This window comes from Pseudomonas sp. CJQ_9 (assembly GCF_043106615.1).
GTDB classification, from domain to species: Bacteria; Pseudomonadota; Gammaproteobacteria; order Pseudomonadales; family Pseudomonadaceae; genus Aquipseudomonas; species Aquipseudomonas juntendi.
Map to the genome: position 1 here is coordinate 19,743 of NZ_JBICMS010000006.1, position 17,972 is coordinate 37,714.

A 17,972-nucleotide genomic window follows, 5' to 3' on the forward strand; every position below is an offset into this window, starting at 1 on the left:
TGATGCGATCAAAACTATGCTCAAAATATTCAGAGAACGACAATTCAAGAAAGCGTTCCGAAAACTGGGCGGCAAAGCTGCAGGTGGTTCTGGTTCCTTTAGCGCCCGTGCCTGCGCAACCATTGAGCAAGGTGTAAGCCTTGGACACGTCAGGGTAGAGTCGCCGTCGATAACCATCGGTGCCCACACGTATATCAGGAGTGGCAGCACGTTATCCGTGATTTCTGCAATCGGCCGTTTTTGCTCAATAGGATCCGACTGCACGCTGGGCCAGGAAAAGCATACCCACCCTACCGATTGGGTAAGCACGCACCCCTTCCAGTATGAAACGGGAGGCTTGTCCTATTCGCCAGGGGCCGCTTGGGTGACCCTGGGCCACGACGTCTGGGTCGGGCATGGCGCGACCATTTTGGAAGGTGTAGAGGTAGGCACGGGGGCAATCATTGCCACACGGGCAGTGGTGACAAAAAACGTGCCCCCCTATGCGATCGTTGGCGGAAACCCAGCCAAGTTCATCAAATACCGGCATAGCGCTGAAGTCATTGAGCGGCTGCTTGCTAGCCAATGGTGGAACCTGGATGTCGAGTACCTCAAACGCCTGCCCATGAACGACCCCGAGGCATTTCTCAAGGCAATTGAAAAGGGTGCACCAGCCGCCCCAGTACACTACTCGCAACTCTCCATCGCCAAGCGCAGGGTGCAAGAAGCGCCGTAGTGGGTTCAGCTTTATCAAACTTTGTCGATGGCCTTTGCGGTTGCGCGTCGAAGCTACTGACCAAGCAACGGCGCGGCTACATCCCGGAGCCGCTGCTTTTCTTCATCCAGGTGCAACGATGTCTGCGCACGTTTGACCAGTAAAGCGCCATGGTGTCGGCAATGCTTGCCATACCGCTGTGGATCGAGTTCAGCCAGACTGATCAATGCCTTGATCATCCGGATATCGATTTCCAACAGCCCTGCCCCGTCCCGTGCGATCAATGTAAAGAAGTCATCGAATAAATCGTGTACTTCGATGCACCGAACATGAACGCGTAGGCACTTCTCATCGACCTGGTCAGACGCCGGGGATTGCATCGACCACGTGGAAAAACACCTGACTCCACGGCCGATCACATCGATCACGGTCCCGGAATCATTGGTCGCCGGAGACAGGGCGCGCGAGGCGATTTCGGTTAGAACCGCAAGGCCGAAGCGTGGATCCTGGTCAAATGAGCGGCGTACACCAACCGTGACCGCGCGCAGGATTTCAGCCGCCAGCGCCGAGCCCTGTGGGGGAGGCGAAGCTGTGGGTAGCAGCCGCGCTATGGGCGCACCAATGTGGACAAAGGTGCCTGGCAGTACTTCCAGGTAGATCTTGAGCTGGTGCTTCTCGGCCACTGCCGCCAGGCCGCTGATATCGATGTGCTGGACGTAGCCAGTGTCGGTACTGGCAATCGTCAGCGCGCCAGAGGGCAGCACGCAGGATTCGGGATAAGGGGCACCACCCAGATAAGGCCAGCGGGCGCGATGCTCCAAGGCAGCCAGTGTAGCGGCCTCGACCCGATCAATTGTCTCGCCGACCCTCCCAAGCGTGGATAGGTGACCGATCCAGCGTAACAGGGTGTATACGATCAGGACGATCATCAACAGGGTCACCGCGAAAAGCACCACCCGCCCCTGAGCCCCATAAGCACCGGTACTCAGCGCGATGATGCCGACCAGGCTGAACAGGAACGAGCCAATGAAAGTGGCCAGTGCATTCTGCGTTGTCGAATCTTCCATCACCAAGGTCGTCGCCCTGGGTGTCACGCCATTACTGGCAGCACCGTAGGCAGAAACGATGATACTCAAGGAAAACGTGGTCACCGCCAACATGCTGGAGGCGATGATGCCGAGTATCTTGTCGACCGAGTCTGCACCGATCTTCGCAGGCAGCGATGGCGGTACGAAGTCGCGTAAGGCGATGGCGAGCAAGGCCGTGACAACGCCAGCAAGCGAAAACAGCGTTGTACGGAACCACAGGCGTTTTGTCACTTGACGCAGGACCCAGCTCAACCGAGTGATCATTGTTTCTATCCTTATGGTGGTCAACGCTTCCCGGGCACGGTTTGGCATTGCCCTCAGCTTGCGCCGTAGCGTTTGCATCATTGCGTTACTAGGCCGAAGCCAGTGGAAGTGGCCCATTAGATAGTGCGCCGAGTACAGGCGTAAAGACGACGCCCGCACCCAGAATGTCTGCAAATGAAACGATCACGGCCTACAGCGCCCGCGTGTCCTCTTAAAGCAGCGCTGCGATCACCGACCCATCCGCCCGTAGTTCGACGAACAAGTCTGAGCTGTTCCAGATCATGATATTAGGAAACTGGCGCCATGCTATTGACTGCGTGCGATTCATGACGATGCGGATCCTCGGTTACACACAGCCGTGATAGCCCGCAGACCCGCTAACTCATTGACTTTTCTGGGGCAGAAATGAAAAAGCCCGCCATAACTGGCGGGCTATTCCATGTTGACATCACGCAGAAGCGAGTCCAAGACTCGCCTCACACGGCTGCGAGACTAGAAAACGGCTATGGCAAGCCCCTATCTAGTACCCACGAACCGTTGTGAATATGGTGGGTCGTGTAGGATTCGAACCTACGACCAATTGGTTAAAAGCCAACTGCTCTACCAACTGAGCTAACGACCCGTTGGATGGCGCGTATAATACTGATTTCTAACGGGAAATCAATACCCTCTGATCAGTTCAAGCGTAGCGCGTGGGGTCGTCGACACCGGCAGCCCCGAAACCATCGGCACGCAGGCGGCAGCTGTCGCACTTGCCGCAGGCACGCCCTTCATCGTCGGCCTGGTAGCAGGAAACGGTCAGGCTATAGTCCACGCCGCGGGCCATACCAGCCTGCACGATTTGCGCCTTGCTCATGTTCTGCAGCGGCGCCTGGATCCGGAAGCCCTGCCCTTCGACCCCAGCCTTGGTCGCCAGGTTGGCCATGCGCTCGAACGCTTCGACGAACTCAGGGCGGCAATCCGGGTAGCCGGAGTAGTCCACGGCGTTCACGCCAATGAAGATATCACGTGCCTCCAGCACTTCTGCCCAGCCCAGCGCCAGTGACAGGAACACGGTATTGCGCGCTGGCACATAGGTCACTGGAATACCTTCACCGGGTGTTTCCGGCACGTCGATGCTGCTGTCGGTCAAGGCCGAACCTCCGATACCGTCCAGGTTCAAGCCAATGACCTTGTGCTCGACCACGCCCAGGTCGCGGGCCACACGGGCAGCGGCGTTAAGCTCGGCGCGATGGCGCTGGCCGTAATCGAAGCTCATGGTATAGCAGCTGTAGCCGTCGGCCTTGGCCATGGCGACTACCGTGGCCGAGTCCAGGCCACCGGACAACAGGATGACTGCGCGTTTTTCTGTCATGTGTATTTACTCCTCAATCAACGCCCGGGTTCGTCGTTCCACAGCAGCTTGTGCAACTGCAGCTGGAAGCGCACGGGCAGGTTGTCGGCGACGATCCAGTCTGCCAGGTCGCTGGCGCTCACCTGATGATGGCTGGGTGAAAACAGCACTTCACCGGCACGCTCGGCCAGGTTGTACTGGATCAGCTTGGAAACTGCCCAGTCGTAATCCTCGCGGGAACAGATGACGAACTTGACCTGGTCGTTGCGGGTCAGCTGGTCGATGTTCGAATAGAGGTTACGGTGCGACTCTTCGGAACCTGGGGTCTTCAGGTCTACCACACGACTGACCCGGGTGTCGGTGCCGGCGATATCCAGCGCGCCACTGGTCTCCAGAGACACCTCGTAGCCGGCATCGCACAGCCGCTGCAGCAGCGGCAGGGCATTCGGTTGGGCCAGCGGTTCGCCACCGGTGACGCACACATAGCGCGGCCTGAAGCCGGCCACTTGCTCGAGGATCGAGTCGAGGGTACGAACGGTACCGCCACTGAAGGCGTAGGCACTGTCGCAGTACTGGCAGCGCAGGGGGCAACCGGTGAGCCGCACGAATACCGTGGGCAGCCCAGCCGTTCGTGTTTCACCCTGCAAAGAGTAAAAGACTTCGGTGATGCGTAATGTGTCTTGCATGCTCGCCACGGGCGTGACAGCTAAACAGGCTGCCCGCCTCCGTCAGGCACTGCCGCGGACTCGACATCGCGTTATCCGCAGCAGCGTGTTTACGAAAAAAGGGCCGTGATTCTAACGAAAAAACCCGCGACTGGCGCGGGTTTATTTCAAACGCAACTGCAAAGCGCCTTAGAGCTTTTGCAGGTCACGCTGTGCCAATTGCGCGGCAGAGGTGCCGGGATACTGGGTGATGACCTGTTGCAGGATGCTCTTGACCTTGTCGGTGTGGCCCATGCGGCGCTCGACGTCGGCCAGTTTGTAAAGCGAGTCTGGCACTTTGCTGTGCTTGGGGTACTTTTGGCTGACCTGGGCAAACGCCTGGCTGGCGCCTTGCAAGTCACCCTTGGCCAAGTTCACCTCACCCAACCAGTACTGGGCATTGCCGGCGTACTGGCTGTTCGGATATTTGCGCAGGAAGGCGGTGAAGGCCTGGCTGGCCTTGTCGAAGTCTTTTTGCTTGATCAGGTCGAAAGCTGCATCGTAGTAGAGCTTCTCTTTCGCCGGATCACCGGGCTCGCTACTGGCGGCCGGTTGTTGCGCAGCAGCACCGGCTGCTGCACCGGAGGCGGCATTGGATGCACCACCGGAGGAATTGTCAGGGGTTGCGGCAGGTGCAGCACCACTGTTGATGCGACGGTCCAGGTCCTGGTATCGCTCCAGGTTTTCCTGCTTCATGCGCGACACATCGTTTTGCAGCTCTTCGATGATGCCTTGCTGGCGGGAAAGCTGGTCCTGCATCTGTTGCAGCTGCATGAACAGCTGGCCCTGTGCAGAGGCAGGGGCCGAAGCCCCCGACCCGGCATAGGCGCCGCTCGTGCCATAACCCGCAGGCGGATAACTGCCTGCGTTGTCATCTACTACAGGGACCTCAGCCCAGGCCGCGAGCGGCAGGCTGAGTGCGAGGACGGTTACTACACGGCGGCACATACGCATAAGAACTTACTTACGCAGTTCTACGCGACGGTTCTGAGCCCAGGACTGCTCGTCGTTGCCGGTAGCAACTGGACGCTCTTCGCCGTAGGAAACCACTTCCAGCTGAGCAGGGGAAACACCCTGCAGAACCAGGTAGCGCTGAACGGCTTTCGCACGACGCTCACCCAGAGCCATGTTGTACTCGCGGGTGCCGCGCTCGTCGGTGTTACCTTCCAGAACAACGCGGTTGCCGTTGGCTTTCAGGTCCTTGGCGTGAACGTCCAGAGCGCGCATGGCTTCTGGCTTCAGGTCCGAGCTGTCGTATTCGAAGTAGAAGGTGGTGATTGCGCGCAGGGCCGCTTCTTCGCTCAGGGAGCCGTCGACAGCGCCAGTGTTGGCACCGTAGCCAGCGTTAGGATCTACAGCAGCGCCTTCGCCTGCGTTGTCACCGCCCTTCGAGGAGCAACCTACAGCTACGGCCATGGCCAGAGCCAGCGCAGCAAATTTACCAAACTTCAGCATTTCCATCGTGAAACTCCTAATGAAACCCCAGTGTGTTAAGCAAAACGTATTACGCCGCAATCAGTTCAGGTAAGGGGACCAGGACGGTTCTCTGACTTCGCCTTGAGCGGTAGGAAGTGGGAGCCTCACGCGGCCATTAAGCGACACGAGCATCAAGACTCCCCGGCCCTGCTGGCGGGTGGCGTAGATTAGCATGGTGCCGTTTGGCGCAACAGTGGGAGACTCATCAAGACTTGTTTCCGAGAGAATCTTTACACTTCCGCGCTGCAAGTCCTGTGCCGCCACTTTGAAGTTGGTAAAGCCCTGTTGGCGATGAATCATCACCAGGGTTTTCTCGTCTGCCGAAAGTTTCGGGTTGGCGTTGTAGTTACCCACGAAGGTTACGCGCTCGGCACCACCCCCACCGACCGACTGTTTATAGATCTGCGGTTTGCCGCCCCGGTCGGAGGTGAAGTAAATGGTGTTGCCGTCTTTACCCCAGAACGGCTCGGTATTGATACCAGGGCCGGCGGTTACGCGGCTGATCTGGCGCGAGGCCATGTTCATCACGTAGATGTCCGGGTTGCCGTCCTTGGACAGCACGAAGGCCAGGCGCGAACCGTCAGGCGACCAGGCTGGCGCGCCGTTCAGGCCCTCGAAGTTGGTCACCTGTTCGCGGCGGCCGGTATCGATGTTCTGCACGAAGATGCGCGGGCGCTTCTGTTCGAACGACACGTAGGCAATACGCTTGCCATCCGGTGCGAACCGCGGCGACAGGATAGGCTCGCGCGATTGCAGCAGGGTGACCGCACGTGCACCGTCGTAGTCCGAACGCTGCAGGGTGTAGCGGGTATTGTTGGTGGAGAAGCGCTCGGCAGTCACATACAGCATGCGGGTCGAGAACGCGCCCTTGATGCCGGTGAGCTTCTCGAACGACTGGTCTGCAATGTAGTGCGCCATGTCGCGCAACTGGTCGGTGCTGCCCGCCACGCTACCGGTCAGCACTTGCTGCTCGGTGGCGACGTTGAACAGCGCGTACTGCACCTGCAGGCGACCACCCGAGGGCACGATGCTACCGACCATCACGTACTGGGCACCCAGGGCTTTCCAGTCACGGAAGATCACTTCGCTGGCCTGCGACGGCTGGCTGATCATGTTCTGCCGCGGAATCGGTGAATAGTAGCCAGAGTTGCGCAGGTCGTTGCCGATGATGTCGGCAATGTCTTCAGGCAACACGCTACCGCCCTGCATACCGAACGGTACTACCGCGATGGGCGTGGCCCGGTCGCTGCCGCTGGTGACCAGGATGTTCTTTTCCTCTGCCACCGCCAAGCCTGCCACGCAGCAGAGCAAGACCAGCAGTCCTCTCAGACGTTTAATCACAACGCTAGATCCTCAGGTGTAAATGTCATCTTGAACGAACGATAACGGTTGAAATCGCTCGGCTTCATACCCTGCATCTCGGTCAAACGACCAATGTTCTTGACCGCAGCTACCGCCGAACTGTCGAACGGGCCGTCACCACTGGAACGGACCACGCTGACACTGGTAACGGTACCGTCCGGCAACATGCTTACCTGCAGGGTCACCGTCATGCCCTTGCGCGCGGAAGGCGGACGCGCCCAACCCTCGGCCGCGCGCATGCGGATCAGGTCGTCGAAATCGCCGGCCACCTGGTCACCTTGCTCGTCAGCCAGGGCCTGCTGCCGCTCGGTGGTATCGGACAACAGCTCGGCCAGGGCCTGGGCTTTCTTGTCTTCTGCCGCCTTGCGGGCCGCTTCCTGTGCCTTTTTCTTTTGGGCGTCTGCAGCGGCCTTCTTCTTGGCCTCTTCAGCTGCCTTCTTCTTCGCGTCCTCGGCCGCCGCTTTCTTCTTGGCGTCCTCGGCTGCTTTCTTCTTGGCCTCTTCGGCTGCCTTCTTCTTGGCGTCCTCGGCGGCTTGTTTCTTCGCCTCTTCAGCGGCCGCTTTCTTGGCCTCTTCTTCGGCTTTTTTCTTCGCTTCGTCCTCAGCCTTCTTCTTGGCGATGTCAGCCTGCTGCTTCTCGGCGGCTTTCTTCGCTTCGTCGGCCTTCTTGGCTTCGGCGGCTTGCTTGGCCTTGGCGGCTTCGGCGGCCTTGGCGGCGTCCTCGGCTTTTTTCGCCTCGGCGGCTTCGCGAGCCTCTTCGGCCTTTTGAGCGGCGTCGGCTTTCTTTTGTTCCGCAGCCTTGATGGCCTCCTGCTCGACCTTCTTCTGCTCCAACTGCTCGACTTCAGTCTGGCGCGACGCGGTCTTCTTCGCTTCCCCGGCAATCTTCTGGTTGGTCTGGGTGGTCGCCTGGCTCTTGGACTTGAGCTGGTAAAGGGTAGCCTGGACGATTGGCTTGGAAGGCGGCAGCTCAGGCGTCATGGCAAAACTGACGAACAGCAGGCCGAACACCAGCACATGCAGACCGATGGCCCAGACACTGGGCCAGAAGTAGCTTTCCGAGGCGGATGGCTCTCGCTGTTGCATCAGGGCGCCTCGGTAATCAGGCCAACGTTACCGACACCGGCCTTCTGCAACCCGCCCATGGCACCCATGACCGCGCCATAGTCGACCGCCTTGTCACCCCGAATGAATACCTGGGTCTGCTTGCCCTGGTCACGGCCGGCGGCAATGATCTTGGTCACGGCGTCGGTCATGGCCGGCAGGGTCATGGCCTTGTCCATCTGCTTGTCGGTATCGACTTCGCTGCCGAGGTTCCAGTAATAGGTCTTGTCGGCCTTGATGGAGATGGTGAGGATCTGGACGTTGTTGTCCTGCGGCAAGGCTTCGCTGGAAACCTTGGGCAGGTCTACCTTCACGCCCTGGTTGAGCATGGGCGCCGTCACCATGAAGATGACCAGCAGCACCAGCATCACATCGATGTAGGGCACCACGTTCATCTCGGCGACGGGCTTGCGTTTGTGGCGAACTCGGGCCATGGGCTTCTACCTGATTACTCTTCGCTGGTGTGCACTTTACGGTGCAGGATCGCCTGGAACTCGTCGGCGAAGGTGTAGTAACGACCGATCAGCACTTCGCTGCGCGCGGCAAAACGGTTGTAGGCAATGACCGCCGGAATTGCCGCGAACAGGCCGATGGCCGTAGCCACCAGGGCTTCGGCGATACCTGGGGCAACGGTGGCCAGGGTCGCTTGCTGGGCACTGGCCAGGCCGCGGAAGGAGTTCATGATGCCCCATACGGTACCGAACAGGCCGATGTACGGGCTGGTGGAACCGACGGTGGCCAGGAACGGCAGGCTCTGCTCGAGCTTTTCTTCCTCGCGCGAGATGGCCACGCGCATGGCACGGCCCACGCCTTCCATCACCGCGTCGGGGTCTACACCCGGCTGCTGGCGCAGGCGCGAGAACTCTTTGAAGCCGGCACGGAATACTTGCTCCACGCCTGAATCCGGGTCTGGGTTGCTGCCTGCCTGACGGTACAGCTTGGACAGGTCGATGCCCGACCAGAAGCGCTCTTCGAAGGCATCCAGCGCACGACGACCGGCGCGCAGCATGGCGCTGCGCTGGAAGATCATGATCCATGAGGTGACCGAGGCGGCCACCAGGGTCAGCATTACCAGCTGAACCACCACGCTGGCATTGCTGACCAGACTCCACATGGAGGTATGGTCGACGACGTTAGCTTCCACGCTTATTCTCCTGCGTTCGATTGATTACCCGAGCCGTCCGCCGCAAAAGCGTCGCGCAGCTGGGGGGGTATGGCTCGGGGTTTGAAAGTGTCAGCACGCACTGCGGCCACCAGGAACTGCCCCTCGCAGAGCAGCGTTTCATCGTTTTCCCGCCAAACCTGCTGGACGAAACGCAGGCTGGCGCGATTGAGTTCAAGTACTTGCGCGGTGACCCGCAGTTGGTCGTCCAGCCGCGCCGGCGCGTGATAGCGCGCTTCGCTGGAATGGACCACGAACAGCAGATTGTCTTCGGCCAGTTGCGACTGGGAGAACCCCAGGTGCCGCAGGCGTTCGGTGCGCGCGCGCTCCATGAATTTCAGGTAGTTGACGTAATACACCACGCCACCGGCATCGGTATCCTCGTAATAGACGCGACAACGGTGTGCGAACGGTTCCAGGCCATTTTGCGCGCGCATACTCTAGTGCTTACTCCTCGGCTTGCCAATCCGCTGTGGCAACTGTTTTTTCGTCATTAATGTCTTATTGCCAGCAACCATTCGGCGTGCCTGCGGTAGGACCACGAAAAGTCGGTTTCGATCTGTCATTCATCGCCCGGTTCCGAATAATCTGCGCCCTCCCCCAGGCGCCCTGGAATATTCAGGCCGAAGTGCAGGTAGGCATGCCGTGTGACGACGCGGCCACGCGGCGTGCGCATGATGTAACCCTGTTGAATCAGGTAGGGCTCGAGTACGTCTTCGATGGTATGGCGCTCTTCGCTGATGGCCGCCGCCAGGTTGTCGACGCCCACCGGGCCGCCATCGAACTTCTCGATCATGGTCAGCAACAGGCGACGGTCGGAATGATCAAAACCGCGCTCGTCGACGTCCAGCAGGTTCAACGCCATGTCAGCCACGGCCTTGGTGATCTGGCCCTTGCCGCGCACCTCAGCGTAGTCACGCACGCGGCGCAGCAGGCGGTTGGCGATTCGTGGCGTGCCACGGGCGCGGCGGGCAATTTCGTAGGCGCCCAGGTCCTCAATGGCCAGGCCAAGAATATTGGCCGAGCGGCTGACGATGGTGGCCAGGTCCTTGTCGCTATAGAACTCCAGGCGCTGGACGATGCCGAAGCGGTCACGCAACGGGTTGGTGAGCATCCCGGCACGGGTAGTTGCACCGACGAGGGTGAACGGCGGCAGGTCGAGCTTGATCGAACGGGCCGCTGGCCCTTCGCCGATCATGATGTCGAGCTGGAAGTCTTCCATGGCCGGGTACAGCACCTCTTCGACAACCGGCGACAACCGGTGGATCTCGTCGATGAACAGCACGTCGTGCGGTTCGAGGTTGGTCAGCATGGCCGCCAGATCGCCCGGGCGCTCCAGAATCGGCCCAGAGGTGCTCTTCACCGAAACGCCCATTTCATGGGCGATGATGTTGGCCAGGGTGGTCTTGCCCAAGCCTGGCGGGCCGAAGATCAGCGTGTGGTCGAGCGACTCGCTGCGCCCGCGAGCAGCCTGGATGAACAACGACATCTGCTCGCGCACCACCGGCTGACCGATGTACTCGCTCAGGCTCAGCGGCCGGATCGCACGGTCCTGGACTTCTTCACGGTCGCGGCCACTGGCGGCGATCAGGCGGTCGGCTTCGATCACTTGGCAATCATCCCTTTCAGGCTGCGGCGGATCAGTTCTTCACTGCTCAAGCCAGCCTTGTCCTTGATCGCGGCAATCGCCTTGCTGGCTTCCTGCGGCTTGTAGCCCAGCGAGACCAGGGCACTGACTGCATCGGCCTCGGCGCTGGACGCGCTGGCGGCCGGCAACGGCCCATCCGACACCAGGGTGAACATGGCCGGCGAGGTTTCCCAGGCCTTGAAGCGGTCCTTCAGTTCGACCAGCAGGCGTTCGGCGGTTTTCTTGCCGACCCCCGGCACGCGTACCAGGGCCGAAGTATCCTGGGCCTGTACGCAACGTACCAGCTCGTCGACCTCCAGCCCGGACATCAACGCCAGGGCCAGCTTGGGCCCCACGCCGTTCAGGCGGATCAACTCGCGGAACAGCTCGCGCTCGCGCTTTTCGGCAAAACCATAAAGCAGGTGGGCGTCTTCGCGCACCACCAGATGGGTGTGCACAGTGACGGTTTCGCCCACTTTGGGCAGACGGTACAGCGTGGTCATGGGCACTTCGAGCTCGTAGCCCACGCCATTGACGTCGATAATCAGGTGCGGCGGCTGTTTTTCCGCCAGGGTGCCGCGCAAACGTCCAATCACGTTCCGATCCTTCCTCTCGGGGAGCCGGTCAACGACCGCTCAACCCTATCAGCAAATGCGGCGGGTGAATGCTTCACCCGGACAAATTTTGTATCTGCGCATGAAGCGCTCAAAGACGCAAGCGCCCGCCGCGTCGCCGCGCGGTGGCCAGGCCATGGGGCACCAGGCTGGAACGGGTATGGGCATGGCACAGGGCAATGGCCAGCGCATCGGAGGCATCGATCTGCGGCTTTTGCGTCAGTTTCAGCAGGTGCATGACCATCATCATCACCTGTTCCTTGTTGGCCCCACCGGTGCCGGCCACAGCTTGCTTGACCTGAGTGGCGCTGTATTCAGCGATTTCCAGGCCGGCTTCGGCAGCGGCAACGATAGCGGCGCCGCGCGCCTGGCCGAGCTTCAGCGCCGAGTCGGCGTTGCGGGCCATGAACACCCGCTCGATGCCCATGGTTACCGGGCCGTGCTGGGTGATGATTTCACTGACACCACGAAAAACGATCTGCAGCCGCTCGTGCAGCTCGCCGCTGCCGGTGCGGATACAGCCCGACGCCACGTACTCGCAACCACGGGCGGTCTGGCGGACGACGCCGTAGCCGGTGATTCGCGAGCCGGGGTCGATACCTAGAATCAGAGTCATAAAGCCCGTCGAAAAAATGATGCATCTCTACAAACTGCGCCGACCCTTTCGCGGGTAAACCCGCTCCTACAGGTACTGCACCACATTTGAAATGGGCGTAATACCTGTAGGAGCGGGTTTACCCGCGAAAGGGCCGGCACAGGCGCTATCAAACGCTCAGAGTTGGCACAAAATGCCAAATCACCTTAGCCGAGGTTTTCCATGATCTCGTCGGAAATCTGGGCGTTGGAGTAGACGTTCTGCACGTCATCCAGGTCTTCGAGCATGTCGATCAGCTTGAGCACCTTCTCGGCACCCTCCTGGTCGAGTTCGGCACTGGTGGTCGGCTGCATCACGATTTCCGCGTCAGCGGCCTTGAAGCCAGCCTCTTCCAGGGCGTTACGCACGGCATAGAAACTGTTGAACGAGGTGAATACCTCGAACGAACCGTCGTCGTTGGCTACCACGTCGTCGGCATCGGCCTCCATCGCCGCTTCCATCAACGCGTCTTCGTCCACGCCCGGCGCAAAACTGAGCTGCCCCTTGCGCTCGAACAGGTAGGCCACCGAGCCATCAGTACCGAGGTTGCCGCCACACTTGGTGAAGGCATGGCGCACGGCGGCGGCGGTACGGTTGCGGTTGTCGGTCATGGCTTCGACCATGATCGCCACGCCACCCGGGCCGTAACCTTCGTAGCTGAGCTCTTCGACGTTGTCGCTTTCGTTGGTGCCAGCCCCACGGGCCACCGCGCGGTCGATGATGTCGCGGCTCATGTTGGCGCCTAGGGCCTTGTCCAGCGCCAGGCGCAGGCGCGGGTTGGATGCCGGGTCAGGGCCGCCCTGCTTGGCAGCGACCGTCAGTTCGCGGATCCACTTGGTGAAGACCTTGCCTCTCTTGGCATCCTGGCGCTCTTTGCGGTGCTTGATGTTCGCCCACTTGGAATGACCAGCCATAACGACTCCGTTTTCCTTGAATCACAAACAGCCCCGCCCCATGACGGGGCGGGACGGGAAAATGCCTGCGCCGAAACGCAAAGGCGCATCCATGTGGATGCGCCCGGGACTGCTTATTCGACCTTGGTCTGTTCACGCAGTCGGATGTGCAGCTCGCGCAGGGCCTTGGCGTCGACCAGGCCAGGGGCCTGGGTCATGACACACGCGGCGCTCTGGGTTTTCGGGAAGGCAATCACTTCACGAATGGACTGGGCGCCAGTCATCAGCATGACCAGGCGGTCCAGGCCGAAGGCCAGGCCACCGTGAGGCGGTGCACCGAACTTCAGGGCGTCGAGCAGGAAGCCGAATTTCTCTTCCTGTTCTTCGGCTTCGATACCCAGCAGGCGGAACACGGCCTGCTGCATCTCTTTGCGATGGATACGGATCGAACCGCCACCCAGCTCGGTACCGTTCAGCACCATGTCGTAGGCACGCGACAGCGCGGTAGCCGGGTTGGCCTCGAGCTCTTGCGGGGTGCACTTCGGCGCGGTGAACGGGTGGTGCAGCGCGGTGAAGCTGCCGTCTTCGTTCTCTTCGAACATCGGGAAGTCGACGACCCACATCGGTGCCCACTCGCAGGTCAGCAGCTCGAAGTCGTGGCCCAGGCGGATACGCAGCGCGCCCAGCGCTTCGCTGACCACCTTGAACTTGTCGGCACCGAAGAACACGATGTCGCCGTCTACGGCGCCAACGCGGTCGAGGATGGTGTTGAGGTTGGCCTCGGGGATGTTCTTGACGATCGGCGACTGCAGGCCTTCAACCCCCTTGGCGCGCTCGTTGACCTTGATGTAGGCCAAGCCCTTGGCACCGTAGATGCCAACGAACTTGGTGTACTCGTCGATCTTGCTGCGCGGCATGCTGGCGCCGCCTGGCAGGCGCAGGGCGGTTACACGGCACTTCGGATCGTTGGCCGGGCCAGCGAACACCTTGAAGTCGACATCCTTGAGCTGGTCGGCAACGTCAACCAGTTCCAGCGGGTTACGCAGGTCTGGCTTGTCGGAACCGTAGCGGCGCATGGCTTCTTCGAAGGTCATGTGCGGGAATTCGCCGAATTCCAGGTCGAGCACTTCCTTGAACAGCTTGCGGATCATGCTTTCGGTCAGGCCCATGATCTCGCTTTCATCGAGGAAGCTGGTCTCGATATCGATCTGGGTGAATTCCGGCTGGCGGTCGGCACGCAGGTCTTCGTCACGGAAGCACTTGGCGATCTGGTAGTAACGGTCGAAGCCGGCCACCATCAGCAGCTGTTTGAACAGCTGTGGCGACTGCGGCAGGGCGAAGAAGCTACCGGCGTGGGTACGGCTAGGTACCAGGTAGTCGCGCGCGCCTTCCGGGGTAGCACGGGTGAGAATTGGGGTTTCGACGTCGAGGAAGCCATTTTCGTCAAGGAAGCGACGGATGCTGCTGGTAATGCGCGAGCGCAGGCGCAGCTTGTCGGCCATTTCCGGGCGACGCAGGTCGATGAAGCGGTAGCGCAGGCGGGTTTCTTCGCCGACGTCGGAGTACTCGTTCAGCGGGAACGGTGGCGTTTCTGCTTCGTTGAGCACGGTCAGCTGGTAGCCGAGGATTTCGATGGCACCGGACGCCATGTTGGCATTCACTGCACCCTCAGGGCGCTTGCGGACCTTACCGGTCAGCTGCACGACGTATTCGCTGCGCACGCGGTCGGCAGCGGCGAAAGTTTCGGCGCGATCCGGGTCGAACACGACCTGGGCCATGCCTTCGCGGTCACGGATGTCGAGGAAGATCACCCCGCCGTGGTCGCGGCGCCGATGGACCCAGCCGCAAAGGGTGACTTCCTGGCCGTCCAGGCTCTCGTTCAGTTGGCCGCAATAATGGCTGCGCATCATGATGGTGGTTTCGCTTCTCGTGATTCGTGTATTCGGTGGAGGCCTTGGCCGCCCGGAGGGCTAATACTGCAAGACCCGGTCACAGCATTCAACTCAGTCGGCCTTGTCGCCGCCTGCCAGATTCTTTTTCGCCCCGGTCTTGAAGTCGGTTTCGTACCAACCGTTACCGCTCAGGCGGAAGCCTGGGACCGACAGCAGCTTCTTCAGCGCTGGCGCCTGGCAGGCCGGGCAATCGGTCAGCGGCGCGGCGCTGATCTTCTGCAGCACTTCCATACGGTGCTCGCAGGATGCACATTGATAGTCATACAGGGGCATGGGTGTCTCTCGTCAACCAAAACGCTGGCTGCGGGGGCAGCAAAAAGCGGGATTATATATGGTTAGCAAGCACTGCGCAGCCCGCCAGGCGATCAGCGCGCACTTGGCGGGTTCTGCAGCCACGCCACGCAGATGACCCGGATCAGGCCGCTGAAGTTGCGTACACCACCCTGGCGCAGGTGGATCTCGCGGTCCACGTAGGACAACACCGCGCTGACCGAGCAACGGTTGGCGGCGGCAATGCGCTCGAGGATCTGCCAGTAGACGGCCTCCAGGCGCAGGCAGGTGGAAAAGCCGTTGAGGCGCACGGAGCGCGACACCGGCTGGATCTGCAACATGTCGAAATCCGCCTTGAACGGATCGATGCACGGTTTCCCCGGCCAACGCCCCTGGCCATTTACACGCTTGCTCGCTTGCATCATGCGCCACACTTCCTCGTCACAGGTACCAGGTGGCCTATGAAGCGCTGATGGGCGCGGTTAAAGCAGCGGCAAAGTGTTCCTGCACAAACACTGATTGTCATGCACGACGCGGACTGTGGGAGCGGGCTTGCCCGCGAACACCGGCGTAGCCGGTGCCAGCCACCGCGCTGGATTCTTCGCGGGCACGCCCGCTCCCACACAGGCCGCGTCGCGCTTATGAATCGAGTTCTCTGCGCGACAGCGCAGCCCGTAGGGCTGTGTTATCTCCCACAGGGTTATGTGACAACCTGGGTAATTATTTGCCGTCGAGCAGCACCCGCAGCATCCATGCGGTTTTCTCGTGCACCTGCATACGCTGGGTCAGCAGGTCGGCTGTCGGCTCGTCACTGACCTTGTCGACCACCGGGAAAATACTGCGCGCAGTGCGCACCACGGCCTCCTGCCCTTGCACCAGCTGGCGGATCATCTCTTCCGCAGCGGGCACCCCTTCCTCCTCCTTGATGGACGAGTGCCGGGCATAAAATGCGTACGACCCCGGCGCCGGGAAGCCCAAGGCACGGATGCGCTCAGCGATGGAATCCACCGCCAGCGCCAGTTCGTTGTACTGCTCTTCGAACATCAGGTGCAGGGTGCGGAACGAAGGCCCTGTGACGTTCCAGTGAAAGTTATGGGTTTTCAGATACAGCACGTAGGTATCCGACAACAAGCGGGACAGCCCATCAACGATGGATTTGCGATCTTCTTCACTGATACCGATATCGATTGCCATGAAGTTCCCCTTTGCATAAGGCTTGAGACTCAAGCGGGCGACGACCACTGTAGCAATACTTGGCGCCTGTCGCATGTGACATGGCGCAACACATAGGCCGCCGGGCGGCCTGCGGTTTGAGTAGCCTGCGGCTTTACTGTTAAATAGGCAGCGTGCCACCCGTGCGGACTGTTATTGCCGGGTGCATAGGCTGGCCTGCCACGTGTTTGCGCTTTACACCTCATGCGCACCGTGCTGCCCGCTCTTCCTGTGATCGGCCTTATCAACTGTGAGCCAACCCCCATGTTCAAGATCGTCCATCTGGTGACGGGCGTAGCAGCTTTGCTGCTATCGCTCATACCCAGCCTGAAAACCGAAGCAACCCCCTTCCTCCAGCAACCCGACGCGGTCTACCTGGCCCTGCTTGGCCTGCTCAACCTGGTCCTGGCGCCAGTCGTGCCCCTGTATTACCGCGGCGCGCGCCAGCAACTGCAGCACCTGGCCTGTGCCTTGCTGGTGGTGGCCGTGGTGCTGCAGACCCTGACCCTGCTGGCCCGCCCGGAAATGGGCAACCTGGCAGCACTGGTCTGCGCCACGTTGGCCGTCGCCCTGCACCTGGCGGTGGGCTTTGCGCGCAGCCCGCGCAAGCCACGCAACAGCCAGCACACATCTCCAGATACCGGCAACCGCGATACCGGCACCGTGAAGTGGTTCAACACGTCCAAAGGCTTTGGCTTCATCTCCCGTGATTCGGGTGATGATATCTTCGTGCACTTTCGCGCCATTCGCGGGGAGGGTCACCGCATCCTCGTCGAAGGCCAGCGCGTGGAGTTCTCGGTGATGCACCGCGACAAAGGCCTGCAGGCCGAGGATGTGGTGGCCGTGACCCGCCGCTGATACCGCCAGCCCCAGCACGCACGCTCCCACAGGCCTTGACTACCGGCCTGTGGGGGCGCCTGCACCCGATCAGAACAGTAATCAGTGCATCAATAATGCGGCGGCGGCGCCTCGTCCCCTTCGCTACCGAATTGCCCCATCATTTCTTCATGACGCTTTATCAGCTCGGCCACCTGCAGCTGCAGGCGCTCGATCACCTTCGCCTGCTCGACCACTACATCATTCAATGCCTGGAGAGTGTCATCCTGGAAGGCCTGGCGGGTTTCCAGTTCGATCATGCGCATTTCCAGTGACATGTCAGGCCTCCTGATAACCGGCCAGCCCCAAGTCGCGCACGCGCTGGCGCACCGCCTGCAGCTGGGCATCGGTATAGGCCACTGGCGGGCACTTGCCCCAGACCGGGGCGGGCCAGGCAGCGTCGTCACGCCGGCGCACGATCACGTGCATGTGCAACTGGCTTACCACATTGCCCAAAGTTGCCACATTCATCTTGTCGGCGCGGTAGCTGGCCTTCAGCGCTGCTGCCAACTGGGTGGTCTCCTGCCAGAGCTGCTGCTGCTCGTGCGCATTCAACTCGAACAGCTCACTCACCTCAGCACGCTTGGGCACCAAAATGAACCATGGGTAATTGGCATCCTTGCTCAGCAGCAGCTGGCACAGCGCAAACTCCCCCAGCACCAGGGAATCCTGCTGCAAACGCGAATCGAGGACGAACACGGCATATCT

22 protein-coding genes and 1 tRNA gene are annotated in these 17,972 nt (G+C 60.7%); 2 read left to right on the forward strand and 21 right to left on the reverse strand.

Features of this window, described 5'->3' with window-relative positions; genetic code table 11:
- Window positions 1-16: 16 nt before the first annotated feature.
- On the forward strand, window positions 17-715 hold the full coding sequence (locus ACF8SD_RS01310) for a CatB-related O-acetyltransferase (RefSeq protein ID WP_173890761.1): 699 nt from the start codon (window positions 17-19) through the stop codon (window positions 713-715).
- Between the two features lie 53 nt (window positions 716-768).
- Here the strand turns inward: ACF8SD_RS01310 and ACF8SD_RS01315 are convergent, their stop codons facing one another.
- The 19 genes from ACF8SD_RS01315 to ACF8SD_RS01405 form a co-directional block, all read right to left on the reverse strand.
- Window positions 769-2,046 carry a DUF2254 domain-containing protein gene (locus ACF8SD_RS01315; RefSeq protein ID WP_392483353.1) on the reverse strand — a complete coding sequence of 426 codons (1,278 nt, stop codon included), beginning with the start codon at window positions 2,044-2,046 and terminating at the stop codon, window positions 769-771.
- A 546-nt stretch (window positions 2,047-2,592) separates the two neighbouring features.
- Window positions 2,593-2,668 (reverse strand) — tRNA-Lys (locus ACF8SD_RS01320).
- Between the two features lie 57 nt (window positions 2,669-2,725).
- Window positions 2,726-3,400 (reverse strand): 7-cyano-7-deazaguanine synthase QueC, encoded by a 675-nt coding sequence (queC, locus tag ACF8SD_RS01325; RefSeq protein ID WP_173890764.1) that lies wholly within the window; start codon window positions 3,398-3,400, stop codon window positions 2,726-2,728.
- A gap of 17 nt (window positions 3,401-3,417) precedes the next feature.
- A complete protein-coding gene (gene queE / locus ACF8SD_RS01330) occupies window positions 3,418-4,065 on the reverse strand; it encodes a 7-carboxy-7-deazaguanine synthase QueE (RefSeq protein WP_009684060.1) in 648 nt (215 codons plus the stop codon).
- 168 nt (window positions 4,066-4,233) lie between these two features.
- Complete coding sequence (gene ybgF, locus ACF8SD_RS01335; protein WP_029887417.1) at window positions 4,234-5,037, reverse strand: tol-pal system protein YbgF; 804 nt, start codon at window positions 5,035-5,037, stop codon at window positions 4,234-4,236.
- Window positions 5,038-5,043: 6 nt separating this feature from the next.
- A complete protein-coding gene (gene pal, locus ACF8SD_RS01340) occupies window positions 5,044-5,544 on the reverse strand; it encodes a peptidoglycan-associated lipoprotein Pal (RefSeq protein ID WP_029887416.1) in 501 nt (166 codons plus the stop codon).
- A gap of 54 nt (window positions 5,545-5,598) precedes the next feature.
- A complete protein-coding gene (tolB, locus tag ACF8SD_RS01345; RefSeq protein WP_173890765.1) occupies window positions 5,599-6,900 on the reverse strand; it encodes a Tol-Pal system beta propeller repeat protein TolB in 1,302 nt (433 codons plus the stop codon).
- Window positions 6,897-8,006 (reverse strand): cell envelope integrity protein TolA, encoded by a 1,110-nt coding sequence (tolA, locus tag ACF8SD_RS01350; RefSeq protein WP_054905832.1) that lies wholly within the window; start codon window positions 8,004-8,006, stop codon window positions 6,897-6,899. The genes tolB and tolA overlap by 4 nt, the downstream gene beginning before the upstream one ends.
- Window positions 8,006-8,458: a protein TolR gene (tolR, locus tag ACF8SD_RS01355; protein ID WP_003254760.1), complete on the reverse strand. Its 453-nt coding sequence runs from the start codon at window positions 8,456-8,458 to the stop codon at window positions 8,006-8,008. The genes tolA and tolR overlap by 1 nt, the downstream gene beginning before the upstream one ends.
- 14 nt (window positions 8,459-8,472) lie before the next feature.
- Window positions 8,473-9,168 (reverse strand): protein TolQ, encoded by a 696-nt coding sequence (gene tolQ, locus ACF8SD_RS01360; protein WP_009684054.1) that lies wholly within the window; start codon window positions 9,166-9,168, stop codon window positions 8,473-8,475.
- Window positions 9,169-9,170: 2 nt separating this feature from the next.
- Window positions 9,171-9,623 carry a tol-pal system-associated acyl-CoA thioesterase gene (gene ybgC / locus ACF8SD_RS01365; RefSeq protein ID WP_054911979.1) on the reverse strand — a complete coding sequence of 151 codons (453 nt, stop codon included), beginning with the start codon at window positions 9,621-9,623 and terminating at the stop codon, window positions 9,171-9,173.
- A gap of 125 nt (window positions 9,624-9,748) precedes the next feature.
- Window positions 9,749-10,795, reverse strand: coding sequence for a Holliday junction branch migration DNA helicase RuvB (gene ruvB / locus ACF8SD_RS01370; protein ID WP_029887414.1), 1,047 nt, complete (start codon window positions 10,793-10,795; stop codon window positions 9,749-9,751).
- Window positions 10,792-11,409, reverse strand: a complete 618-nt coding sequence (gene ruvA, locus ACF8SD_RS01375) for a Holliday junction branch migration protein RuvA (RefSeq protein ID WP_029887413.1) — start codon at window positions 11,407-11,409, stop codon at window positions 10,792-10,794. The genes ruvB and ruvA overlap by 4 nt, the downstream gene beginning before the upstream one ends.
- Window positions 11,410-11,518: 109 nt before the next feature.
- Window positions 11,519-12,043: a crossover junction endodeoxyribonuclease RuvC gene (gene ruvC / locus ACF8SD_RS01380; protein ID WP_029888028.1), complete on the reverse strand. Its 525-nt coding sequence runs from the start codon at window positions 12,041-12,043 to the stop codon at window positions 11,519-11,521.
- 185 nt (window positions 12,044-12,228) lie between these two features.
- Window positions 12,229-12,975 carry a YebC/PmpR family DNA-binding transcriptional regulator gene (locus tag ACF8SD_RS01385; RefSeq protein ID WP_029888029.1) on the reverse strand — a complete coding sequence of 249 codons (747 nt, stop codon included), beginning with the start codon at window positions 12,973-12,975 and terminating at the stop codon, window positions 12,229-12,231.
- A 113-nt stretch (window positions 12,976-13,088) separates the two neighbouring features.
- A complete protein-coding gene (gene aspS / locus ACF8SD_RS01390) occupies window positions 13,089-14,864 on the reverse strand; it encodes an aspartate--tRNA ligase (protein WP_173890767.1) in 1,776 nt (591 codons plus the stop codon).
- 93 nt (window positions 14,865-14,957) lie between these two features.
- Complete coding sequence (locus ACF8SD_RS01395) at window positions 14,958-15,179, reverse strand: FmdB family zinc ribbon protein (protein WP_003254776.1); 222 nt, start codon at window positions 15,177-15,179, stop codon at window positions 14,958-14,960.
- A 92-nt stretch (window positions 15,180-15,271) separates the two neighbouring features.
- Entirely contained in the window at window positions 15,272-15,601 is a 330-nt protein-coding gene (locus ACF8SD_RS01400; protein WP_009684046.1) for a ribbon-helix-helix domain-containing protein, read from the reverse strand.
- A gap of 295 nt (window positions 15,602-15,896) precedes the next feature.
- Complete coding sequence (locus tag ACF8SD_RS01405) at window positions 15,897-16,370, reverse strand: Dps family protein (RefSeq protein ID WP_009684045.1); 474 nt, start codon at window positions 16,368-16,370, stop codon at window positions 15,897-15,899.
- A gap of 282 nt (window positions 16,371-16,652) precedes the next feature.
- On the opposite strand from ACF8SD_RS01405, the gene ACF8SD_RS01410 reads away from it, so the two are divergent.
- On the forward strand, window positions 16,653-17,246 hold the full coding sequence (locus ACF8SD_RS01410) for a cold-shock protein (RefSeq protein ID WP_173890768.1): 594 nt from the start codon (window positions 16,653-16,655) through the stop codon (window positions 17,244-17,246).
- An 89-nt stretch (window positions 17,247-17,335) separates the two neighbouring features.
- On the opposite strand, the gene ACF8SD_RS01415 is transcribed toward ACF8SD_RS01410, so the two are convergent.
- A complete protein-coding gene (locus tag ACF8SD_RS01415) occupies window positions 17,336-17,542 on the reverse strand; it encodes a SlyX family protein (RefSeq protein WP_173890769.1) in 207 nt (68 codons plus the stop codon).
- A gap of 1 nt (window position 17,543) precedes the next feature.
- The gene (locus ACF8SD_RS01420; protein WP_173890770.1) at window positions 17,544-17,963 is read right to left on the reverse strand and encodes an HIT domain-containing protein; all 420 of its coding nucleotides are present in this window, start codon (window positions 17,961-17,963) and stop codon (window positions 17,544-17,546) included.
- Window positions 17,964-17,972 lie beyond the last annotated feature (9 nt).